Annotated in this window: 8 protein-coding genes; 2 read left to right on the top strand and 6 right to left on the bottom strand. The window is 73.1% G+C overall.

Annotation, left to right across the window (positions count from 1 at the left end; translation table 11 throughout):
* Nucleotides 1-99: 99 nt before the first annotated feature.
* From V8J36_RS08490 to V8J36_RS08500, 3 genes are all read right to left on the bottom strand, one after another.
* Nucleotides 100-351 (bottom strand): DUF6455 family protein, encoded by a 252-nt coding sequence (locus tag V8J36_RS08490; RefSeq protein ID WP_336466856.1) that lies wholly within the window; start codon nucleotides 349-351, stop codon nucleotides 100-102.
* A gap of 64 nt (nucleotides 352-415) precedes the next feature.
* Nucleotides 416-1,672, bottom strand: a complete 1,257-nt coding sequence (locus V8J36_RS08495; RefSeq protein WP_336466857.1) for a DUF2254 domain-containing protein — start codon at nucleotides 1,670-1,672, stop codon at nucleotides 416-418.
* Nucleotides 1,673-1,969: 297 nt separating this feature from the next.
* On the bottom strand, nucleotides 1,970-2,680 hold the full coding sequence (locus V8J36_RS08500) for a M48 family metallopeptidase (protein WP_336466858.1): 711 nt from the start codon (nucleotides 2,678-2,680) through the stop codon (nucleotides 1,970-1,972).
* 425 nt (nucleotides 2,681-3,105) lie between these two features.
* On the opposite strand from V8J36_RS08500, the gene V8J36_RS08505 reads away from it, so the two are divergent.
* Nucleotides 3,106-3,342 carry a hypothetical protein gene (locus tag V8J36_RS08505; RefSeq protein WP_336466859.1) on the top strand — a complete coding sequence of 79 codons (237 nt, stop codon included), beginning with the start codon at nucleotides 3,106-3,108 and terminating at the stop codon, nucleotides 3,340-3,342.
* Nucleotides 3,343-4,273: 931 nt separating this feature from the next.
* Here the strand turns inward: V8J36_RS08505 and argF are convergent.
* Nucleotides 4,274-5,200, bottom strand: coding sequence for an ornithine carbamoyltransferase (argF, locus tag V8J36_RS08510; RefSeq protein WP_336466860.1), 927 nt, complete (start codon nucleotides 5,198-5,200; stop codon nucleotides 4,274-4,276).
* Nucleotides 5,201-5,349: 149 nt separating this feature from the next.
* Nucleotides 5,350-6,528 (bottom strand): aspartate aminotransferase family protein, encoded by a 1,179-nt coding sequence (locus V8J36_RS08515; protein WP_336466861.1) that lies wholly within the window; start codon nucleotides 6,526-6,528, stop codon nucleotides 5,350-5,352.
* A gap of 759 nt (nucleotides 6,529-7,287) precedes the next feature.
* On the opposite strand from V8J36_RS08515, the gene V8J36_RS08520 reads away from it, so the two are divergent.
* A complete protein-coding gene (locus V8J36_RS08520) occupies nucleotides 7,288-8,106 on the top strand; it encodes a response regulator transcription factor (protein ID WP_336466862.1) in 819 nt (272 codons plus the stop codon).
* Between the two features lie 1,515 nt (nucleotides 8,107-9,621).
* On the opposite strand, the gene V8J36_RS08525 is transcribed toward V8J36_RS08520, so the two are convergent.
* Nucleotides 9,622-10,329, bottom strand: coding sequence for a GNAT family N-acetyltransferase (locus tag V8J36_RS08525; RefSeq protein WP_336466863.1), 708 nt, complete (start codon nucleotides 10,327-10,329; stop codon nucleotides 9,622-9,624).
* Between the last annotated feature and the right edge of the window lie 115 nt (nucleotides 10,330-10,444).

A 10,444-nucleotide genomic window follows, 5' to 3' on the forward strand; every position in this document is an offset into this window, starting at 1 on the left:
CGAAATGTTGCGGGGGCCGGCCTCCCCAGACCGACCCCCGCTCCCGCCCATGATCCGCCGCGCCTCTCCCCGCGCGGCGACGGGATCCTCTCTGACCTGTCAGTCCCGCATCGCGGCGAGCGTCTCGCCGTTGACGCAGTAGTACGGGGCCGCTTCGGCCACCGGATGCTCGGCCAGCCAATGCGCGCAGCCCTCGGGGTTGGCGCAGCCGGTGCAGCCCACGACCATGTCGCGCCAGGTCTCGGAGGCCAGCCGACCGTCCTCGAGCCGGGCGCTGAGATCCACCCCCAGCGCGCCCGCCATCGCATTCACGAGCTGCGCGTGGTGATGCACTGACCGGGTCCCGCACATGGCCGCCTCCGTTGTTCGATGGGGGGACCATGCACCGGGAATCAACCGACCGCCTTGATCTGGATCAAGCCTCGGGAACCGGCGCCGCGGCCGCCAGCCGGTCCCGCTCGGCCTGCAGGGTCAGCGCGCCCTCGGCCCGCGCCAGCGCCGTGGCCGATTGCGCGCGCGCGGGGGCCGCGAAGCGCGCCGGCGCGATCCCGGCCAGGGCGGCGAGGGTCTTCTGCAGCCTGAGCTGCACCTCGAACATCGCGGCCCCGTCGCGGGCGATGGGCGCGAAGGCATCCTCGAAGAGATCGGCGGTCGCCAGCGGCGGCACCCGCACCCGCGGGTAGCGCAGCCCCGCCGGCTGGCGCGGTTGCGACCAGTCGGCGAACAGCCGCAGCAGCCGGCCCAGCACGTCGATCGCGGTGCCGGGGTCGTTCACCGCCGGCGACAGCGCGCGACTGGCGATCTCGGCCATCACCGACAGACCGAAGCGCGGATCATGCTCGAAGGTCCGCCGCTCGCCGATCGCGAAGGCGGCGCGGAGCCGCGTCTCGGGCAGGTCCGTCGCCGCGCCGCCGGGGACGATGTGCAGCAGCGGGCGCGCCGGATGCACCAGCGCCCCGGGCATCGCGGCCAGCCAGATCTCGATCCCCGCCGCCTCGGCCGCGGTCTGAAGGGCCGCAAGGTCGACATGCTGGACATAGCCCGTCTGGTCGGCGGTGACGGCGCGGGCGGTGGCGGGGGGCGTCTCGCCCGCGGCCAGCGGGCGGCCGCCCAGCGCCGGGTCCTCGGCCCGTGCCGCAAGGGCGCGGGCGGTCGCGGCCTCGACCGTGGCGGTGGTCGAGGCGACGCGGCCGAACTGGCTCAGGTGCTGGATCCAGCGGATCATCGTGATCACGATCAGCGCGATCAGCAGCAGGGTGACAGCGTAAAGCACCAGCCGCCCGCGCAGCCCGTAAAGCCCGGTGTTCAGCACGATCAACCCGACGAGGGCGAAGAGGAAGGCCCCGAGGAAGGTCGAAAGCGCGTTCTGGCTGGTGCGGTCCTCGAGCAGCAGCTGCACCGCGCGGGGGGTGACACTGGAGGTGGCGCCGGCATAGGCCTGCACCATGACCGAGAGCGAAAAGGTGGTCACGGTCAGCATCGACGAGGCGAGGATCGACAGGATCTGGTCGAGCGCGTCGGCGCCGATCTCGGTGCCCAGATCCTCGGGCAGCCAGGGGGCCAGCGCGACGCCGGCCAGCGCCGCCGCGACCGCCGCCAGCCCGAACAGTGCCGCGCGCAGCCACAGGCTGCGGCTGGCGCGCAGCAGTTTCCAGAGCCAGGTGGATGTCATGCCATGTCCCGTCGCGTTGCCCGTCCCCGGGCTGAAGCCCCGAGCGGGGGCGACGGTTCCCCCGCAAGCGCCGCGAAGGTGCTGTCACGCCCCTGCCCGCCCGCCCTGCGCACGGCCCTGTCGCCGGGTGTCGCGCATTTCCGCACGCGAGGCCATCGTGCCGCCTGCGGAACCCGGCCCGCCGGCCAGCGCCCCGGAACCGGGCCTTGTGCAATCCCTCGTCCCCGGCTCTCGTCCCCCGCTCTCATCCCAGGGCGCCCTGTGCCGGCCTCCCGCCCCGGCCCGCGGCGGGGCGTCTCAGCGCAGCGTGCCCGCCTTCAGCGCGGCGACGGTGCGCTGGACCACGGCGATGCGCTCGGCGTTCGGCGGGTGGCTGCCCAGGAAGCGGTCGCCCGGATCGGGCAGGCGGCTGAAGAACCGCGCGCCCGTCAGCGGATCGAAGCCCGCGTCCCAGGCGATGATCGACCCCAGCTCGTCGGCCTCGAGCTCGTAGTTCTTCGCATAGGCGCGCCCGGCGAGGCCCGCGCCAAGCTGCTGGGCCTGCGTCGCGTCGATGCCATAAGCCGCGGCCAGCCCGCCGAAGATCGCCGCCCCCGTCGCCGCGCTCTGCTGCTGGCGGGGGATGTGGCCGGCGATGTGATGCGCGGCCTCGTGGCCCATGACGAAGGCCAGCTCGTCCATGTTCCGCGCGTCGCCGATCAGCGCGAGGTTGAAGGCGACGATCGGCCGGCCGCTGTCGTCGAGCGTCTGGAAGGCGTTGGCCTGCTGGCCCGGGCGGTCGTCGACCACGATCTGGAAGTCGCAGTTCGAGCTGGGGGCGCGCTGGCGGCACTCGGCCTCGATCGCCGGCTCCATGCGGTTGACGACGGTGGCGAAGTTGCGCGCGGCCTCGGCGGCGCTCAGCGGGCCGGTGTCGGCGTCATAGGCGGGCACCGGCGCGGGCGCCGGGCCGGCGGGGGTGTAGCCGGGCAGCGGCTCGCAGGCGGCAAGGCCCAGCGCGGCCAGCACCAGCAGCGCCGCCGGCCGCAGGCGGGCGGAGAGGTGGGCAGAGAGCCGGGCTGGGACAGCGGCGCCAGCAAGGGCGGCAGGCCTGAGGGCAGCGCGCGCCGCGGGGGCATCGGCGCGGGGCCCTCGGGAAGGGCTCGGCGTCACCACAGGCATCGCGGCAGAGGAGTCGGCGGGGCGTTCGGCGGGGATCAGGGCGGGCATCGGCAGGTCTGGTCTCCTCCGGGCGGCGGATCGGGGGCCCGGGCCCGCTGCGGGTCTGCCGGGGGAAAATAGCCGCGCTGCGGGCGCACGGAAAGGGGCTCGCCACGCCTTCACGCCGGGGTGAAGCCGCCACCGCGCCCGCCCGCGTTGACCCCCGGGGCGGAAGCCTGCCACAGTCGGCGCAGGGACGCCCCGTCGGGCCGGTCCCGGGAAGGAGACCTGCAATGTTCACGATCGAACATGACTTCGACGCCACCGTCATCACCCTCGTCGACGAGGGCGGATCGCCGCTGCAGGAGGACGTGACCGTTCAGGGCTTCGAGGATTGCGTGGTGCTCGAGCAGCTGGACCCGCGCCGCGACGAGGTGGTGCGCATCACCCTGTCGATGGCGCAGGTGCGCGAGCTGGCGGCGGCGCTGAACCTGCCCGAGGGCGTCTACCGGATGAAACCCAAAGCCTGACCCCCGGCGGCCAGAGGACGCTCAACCGCCCCGCTGCCCCGCCGGCCCGGCCTGCTCTATGGGACGCCGGGTCCAGCCTGCCGGATCGGACCGCCAGCCTGGCGGGCCGGGTCGGCCTGTGATCCCGAACGGACACGTCGGCCCGCCGTGCCGGCCCCGGTGTCGGGCCGTCACTTCGGCCCGCCACGCCGATCCGGCGCCCCGGCCTGCCCGCCCGGGGCACCGATACAAGTCATCACCCCGGCCCGCGGGATCAGCCCGCACACCCCACCCGCCGCTCCGCCCCCCGGCCTGCCGTGGCGGTCAGGCGCTCCGCCCCCCCGGCGGCGTGACCGTACGGCGCCGCCACGCGTTTGGTGTCCGGCCAGCGGCATCAGGATGCGAACCCGGCGCGCCGGTCCTTCAGCACAGACCGGCTGTCGGTCTGCCACCGCAGCCTGACATGGACGTCTGGCGGTCCGGCCCAGCCCATCGGCGTGATCACGCGGCGCGGCGACGCAGTTGGTCACCCGGCCCGTCGCATCGGGCTGCAGGCCCGACCCGCCGGGTTGGCCTGTCCCCCGGATCCGCCGCATCAGACTGTCGTCCTGACCGTCCCTGTCGGTCGCTCACCACGCCTGTTGCATCAGTCGGGCATCCCGGCCTGTCGCAGTGGCGCGGACGTCTCGGCCTTCCGGCCTGAGGCGTGATCCGGATTTGCCATGTCAGGTCCCGTCCCGGCAGCGGTGCGGGCCCGTCACCCAGCCTGTCGCACTGGGCGGTCACCCGAGTTCGCCGTGCCAGCCAGCCGTCAGACCCGACTGCCCCACCCGTCTCCGTCAGACAACAGTGGCGCGGCTGCCCGAGTGGCGCGCGTCCTTCAGCGGGGCGCGGTCCCGCCCCCGGGCGCCCGCGCGCCCCCTGCGGGCGCGCAGCGCGCGGGGATCGCGGCTCAGAGGCCGAGGCACCAGCGCAGCACCGCCTTCTGCGCGTGCAGGCGGTTCTCGGCCTCGTCGAAGATCACCGAGTTCGGGCCGTCCATCACCGCCGAGGTGACCTCGTCCTCGCGATGGGCGGGCAGGCAGTGCATGAACAGCGCCTCGGGCTTGGCATGGGCCATCAGCGCCTCGTTCACCTGGTAGCCGCGCAGCAGGTTGTGGCGGCGCTCCTTCGATGACTGGCTGTCATGCATGCTGACCCAGGTGTCGGCCACGACCACATCCGCGCCCTCGACCGCCTTGACCGGATCGCGCTCGATCGCGAAGCGGGCGCCGCGGTCGCGCACGAGGCCCTGCCATTCCGGCTCGGGATCGAGCTGCGAGGGCCCGGTGAAGGTGAAGTCGAAGCCCAGCTGGCCCGCGGCGTGCATCCAGCTGGCACAGACGTTGTTGCCGTCGCCCGCCCAGACCACCTTGCGCCCGGTGATCGGGCCGCGGTGCTCTTCGAAGGTCATCACGTCGGCCATGATCTGGCAGGGATGGGTGCGGTTGGTCAGGCCGTTGATCACCGGGACGGTGGCGTATTCGGCCATCTCCTGCAGCGTCTGCTCTTCGAAGGTGCGCAGCATGATCAGGTCGACGTAGCGCGACAGCACCCGGGCGGTGTCGGCGATGGTCTCGCCATGGCCGAGCTGCATCTCCTTGCCCGACAGCACCATGGTCTGGCCGCCCATCTGGCGCACGCCGACGTCGAAGCTGACGCGGGTGCGGGTCGAGGGCTTTTCGAAGATCAGCGCGACCATGCGGTCCTTCAGCGGCTGGTCGTCGTCGGGCGCGCCCTTCGGACGGCCGGCGCGGGCGCGCTTCATCGCCAGGCCCTGGTCGAGCATCTGGCGCAGGTCTTCGGGGGCGGTGGTGTGGATGTCGAGGAAGTGGTTCATCTGGGGTCACTTGTGGGGAGGTCGGTGGGGGCTGTCTGCCCCCACACCCCCGAGGATATTTTCACCAATGCGAAAGGGGCGCGGTCTGGCAGGGGCCGGTGCCTCGGCGCCGGCGGGACCTGCGGGGAATGAGCCGCGCCCGGGACATGTCAGGCAGCCTTCGCCACGGCCGCCGCGGCGCGGTCGAGCCGCGCCAGCGCCTCGGCGATGTCGGCGTCGGGGATGTTCAAGGGCGGCAGCAGGCGCACCACGTTCTCGGCCGCGGGCACGGTGAGGACATGCTCGGCGTAGCCGGCCTTCACCAGATCCGCGGGCGCGACCTTGCACTTCAGGCCCAGCATCAGCCCCTCGCCGCGCACGCCCTCGAGCACGTCCGGATGGGCCGCGACCAGCGCCTCGAGCCCTTGGCGGAAGAGCCCCGCCTTGCGCTTCACCTCGGCGAGGAAGGCGGGCGCGGCGACGATCTCCATCACCTTGCCGCCCACCGCGCAGCCCAGCGGGTTGCCGCCATAGGTCGAGCCATGGGTGCCCGCGACCATGCCCGAGGCCGCGTCTTCCGTCGCCAGCACCGCGCCCAGCGGGAAGCCGCCGCCGATGCCCTTGGCCACGGTCATGATGTCGGGGGTGATCCCGGCCTGTTCATGGTAGAACAGCGTGCCGGTCCGGCCCATGCCGCATTGCACCTCGTCCAGCACCAGAAGCGCGCCGGTCGCATCGCAGAGCGCGCGGATCTCCTTCAGCTCGGCATCCGGCCAGACCTTGATCCCGCCCTCGCCCACGATCGGCTCGAGGAAGACCGCCGCCGTCGTCTCGGTCACCGCGGCCTTCAGCGCCGCCATGTCGCCCCAGGCGAGCCGGGTGAAGCCCGGCAGCAGGGGACCGAAGCCCTTGATCATCTTCTCGCCGCCCGAGGCCGCGATCGCCGCCGAGGACCGGCCGTGGAACGAGCCGTCGAAGGTGACGATCTCGACCCGTTCGGGCTGGCCCTTCTCGTACCAGTACTTGCGGACCATCTTCACCGCCAGTTCCGTGGCCTCGGTGCCCGAGTTGGTGAAGAACACCGTGTCGGCGAAGGTCGCGTCGACCAGCGCCTGCGCCAGCGCCTCCTGCTGCGGGATCTTGTAGAGGTTCGAGACATGCCAGAGCTTGCCGGCCTGCGCGGTGATCGTCGCGACCAGCTCGGGATTGGCATGGCCGAGCGCGTTCACCGCGATCCCGGCGCCGAGGTCGAGGTATCGGGTCCCGTCCGAAGTGGTGAGCCAGGCGCCCTCGCCCGAGACGAATTCGAGCGGCGCGCGGTTGTAGGTCGGCAGGACGGGGGCGATCATGGGGTGTCTCCCGGGGAAGAAGGCCAATGGGTGCGCGATTGGTCGGAACGAGTCAACCGGGCGGGGGATTTGTGCGGGGTCTTCGGGGGCTGTGCAAGGGCGGATGGCCCGGGCACGGCGGATCGGGCGTCAGGCGCGGGCGCGTCGACGTCGGGGCAGCGTGAAGAGGGCGGCCTTTGCGATCATGCCCTCGCCGTATCCGCACCGCGGGTGCCGCGCAAGGAAAATCCGCGGGCGCCGCGCGAGGAAAATTGTCACCCCGGCCGACGTTAACCCGGCCTTAGCCCCGTCGCCCGCAGGCTTTGACCTCGCGGGGGGGGGCCGCGCCGCTGAGGGCCGGCCGGTTCTGACGAGGACGCGGCCAAACGACGCCCCGGCCAAACGGCGACCCGCGCGGAGGATGGCCCGCCCGGACGGGGAGTCCCCGTGCGTGCTGTGCGAAGAAGACGACGACGGGCTTGGCAAGCGTCCGGATCTGCCGGCGGCCGGTCTGCGCATCCGCGGCCAAGCATCCTGGGCCGCGCATTTTTCGGGACCGGGACTCCGCCCCGCGGCCCGCCCCCCTCACCGGCGCGCGTGTGCCACGGCAGCGCCTGCCGCTGATCCGCCGTGCCTGCCCACTCTTTTTCCATCCGCCCACCCGCCTGCCGCCTGCCCCTTCGCACCCCGCCGCCGCTTCCCAGGTCCGTCGCCATGCCCGAACCCCCGCCACCGCCCTTGGCCCCGCCCCTGCCCCCGGCCGTCACGCCGGCCCCCGGCATGACCCCGCTCGGCGCAAGGCGCGCGGACCCGGCGCGGCCCTTCCTCGGCCTCACCGTGCTGGCGGTCGAGGACAGCCGCTTCGCCTCCGAGGCGCTGCGCCTGCTCTGCCTGCGCTCGGGCGCGCGGATCCGGCGCGCCGAGTCGATCGCGGCGGCCCAGCGCCACCTTGCCGGCTACCGGCCCGACATCGCGGTCATCGACCTCGGCCTGCCGGACGGCAGCGGCTGCACGCTGATCCGAAGCCTCGCGGCGGCGCGGCCGCGGGTTCCGGCGATCCTCGCGATCTCGGGCCGGGACGAGGCGCGGGACGAGGCGCTGGCCGCCGGTGCGGACGCCTTCCTGCCCAAGCCGATCCCCAGCCTTGCCGCCTTTCAGGCCGCGGTGCTGGGCGCCTTGCCAGCCGATCTGCGGATGACCGAGATCGCGGCGCCGGTCGAAACGGCGCTGGCCCCGCCCGACCCGATGGCGCTGCGCGACGACCTCGCCCATGCGGCCGAGATCCTGACCGGCGACGCCCCGGCGGAGGCCGAGATCGACTACGTGGCAGGCTTCCTCGCCGGCATCGCCCGGCTGACCGAGGACCCGGCGCTGGCCGAGGCCGCGGCGGCCCTCCTGCGCCACCGCGCGCGGGTTCCGGGCGCGCCGGGGCCCGGACAGGGCGCGCCCGCGGCGCCGGCGGATCCCGCAGCGGCGCCGCCCGAAACGCCCCCCGGCGCCGCGGGACGCGACGCCACCGACGAAGCCGGGCGCGCGCCCGGTCTCGCCCGTGTCCACCGCCTGCTGGCCGAGCGCATGGCCGCGAACCCGCTGCTCTGAACCTGTCCAACGGACCGCTGGCAGCAACGGGGCCGTGAGTCCGGGCGACACCGCTGCCGAAACGAAGGCGCCCGCACCGGGGCCAAGTCACGCCCCCGGCCGATCCTCGGCGCGGCCACGCCAAGGCCGCCCTCAGCCCTCAGCCCTCAGCCCTCAGCCCTCAGCCCTCAGCCCTCAGCCCTCAGCCCTCAGCCCTCAGCCCTCAGCCCTCAGCCCTCAGCCCTCAGCCCTCAGCCCTCAGCCCTCAGCCCTCAGCCCTCAGCCCTCAGCCCTCAGCCCTCAGCCCTCAGCCCTCAGCCCTCAGCCCTCAGCCCTCAGCCCTCAGCCCTCAGCCCTCAGCCCTCAGCCCTCAGCCCTCAGCCCTCAGCCCTCAGCCCTCAGCCCTCAGCCCTCAGCCCTCAGCCCTCAGCCCTCAGCCCTCAGCCCTCAGCCCTCAGCCCTCAGCCCTCAGCCCTCAGCCCTCAGCCCTCAGCCCTCAGCCCTCAGCCCTCAGCCCTCAGCCCTCAGCCCTCAGCCCTCAGCCCTCAGCCCTCAGCCCTCAGCCCTCAGCCCTCAGCCCTCAGCCCTCAGCCCTCAGCCCTCAGCCCTCAGCCCTCAGCCCTCAGCCCTCAGCCCTCAGCCCTCAGCCCTCAGCCCTCAGCCCTCAGCCCTCAGCCCTCAGCCCTCAGCCCTCAGCCCTCAGCCCTCAGCCCTCAGCCCTCAGCCCTCAGCCCTCAGCCCTCAGCCCTCAGCCCTCAGCCCTCAGCCCTCAGCCCTCAGCCCTCAGCCCTCAGCCCTCAGCCCTCAGCCCTCAGCCCTCAGCCCTCAGCCCTCAGCCCTCAGCCCTCAGCCCTCAGCCCTCAGCCCTCAGCCCTCAGCCCTCAGCCCTCAGCCCTCAGCCCTCAGCCCTCAGCCCTCAGCCCTCAGCCCTCAGCCCTCAGCCCTCAGCCCTCAGCCCTCAGCCCTCAGCCCTCAGCCCTCAGCCCTCAGCCCTCAGCCCTCAGCCCTCAGCCCTCAGCCCTCAGCCCTCAGCCCTCAGAAAAGGGGTGTTGCGGCCACAGTGCCGGTCCAATCCCGGTTCGGACGTTCCGACATTCCGCCCTGCGTTCGTCCACCGATGGCGGGTCAATCCTCGGATCAAGGTGCTCTGGGACGGTCCACGGGAAAAGCCGCGCCACTCACAGGCCTGCGGGAACCGCCCACGGGCCATATCTTCCAAGCGCTGTCGGCAGAGCACGGTCCGACGGACAGCGAGGAGCGGCGCGCGGCGGCTCTCGATCGTCATGTCACGGCTCTGGCGTCGCGTCCCCCTGCGCCGGCCACGGAGCGGCTGGCCCGAACCGACGGCTGGCGCCTGCACGACCCGGACGGCGCAGAGCCTTCAGCCCCCTCGGCACGCCGGGCCGACAGGGGCGCAAAGCGGTCCCGCGCCGGAGACGGCCTGCTTTGCCGGCGCGAAGGGCAGAGCCCCCGCGCCCCGGCCGACGACCAGACCCGTTGTCGCTGCGGAAGGGCCGCGCAGCGCCCTGCGCCGGCTCAGCCCAGCACCGGATCCGAGGCGACGCGCACCAGCGCGGTCAGGTCCGAGAGCCGCTCGATCTGCCGGCCATCCGCGGTGAAGTTGCCGGGGCTGAGCCAGACGCGGAACGCCTCGCTCAGTGCCGGCCAGTCCTCGTCGGTGATCGCGTACCAGGCGGTGTCGCGGTTGCGGCCCTTGTAGATCGTCGCCTGGCGGAACACGCCCTCGTAGCTGAAGCCCAGCCGTTGCGCCGCGCGGCGCGAGGGGATGTTCAGGCTGTCGCATTTCCATTCGTAGCGGCGGTAGCCGTTGGCGAAGGCCCAGCGCATCATCAGCGCCATCGCCTCGGTCGCGGCGCGGCTGCCCTGCAATTCGGGCGCGAAGTTCAGGTGGCCTACCTCGATGGTGCCGACCTCAGGTGCGACGCGCAGGTAGCTGGCGACGCCGCCGAGATGACCGGTTTCGAGGTTGCGGATCGCGAAGAACATCGGGTCGGGCTTGCCCTGCACGTCGCGCACCCAGCGGTGATAGGTCGCGGCGGAGGAGAAGGGGCCATAGGGCAGGTAGTCCCAGATCCCGTCATCGGCCGAATTGGCGCGGAACAGGTCGGCGGCATGCGCCTCGGCCTCGAGCGGCTCGAGCCGGGCCCAATGGCCCTCCATGACCTCGGCGCGGGGCGGCGTGGCCGGGGTCCAGCCCGGGACGGGGGCGCCGAATTTCTTCATCCTGTTCCGCTCCTTGAGGGGTCGTGTCGGCAGTGTTCCGCCCGTCTGGCGATCCTAGGGGGTCGCGGGCGCAAGGCAAGGGGCGGTGTGGGGGGGAATGCGTCGCGGCGGGGGG

The sequence above is a fragment of the Frigidibacter sp. MR17.14 genome (genome assembly GCF_037095735.1).
Taxonomy (GTDB): Bacteria; Pseudomonadota; Alphaproteobacteria; order Rhodobacterales; family Rhodobacteraceae; genus Frigidibacter.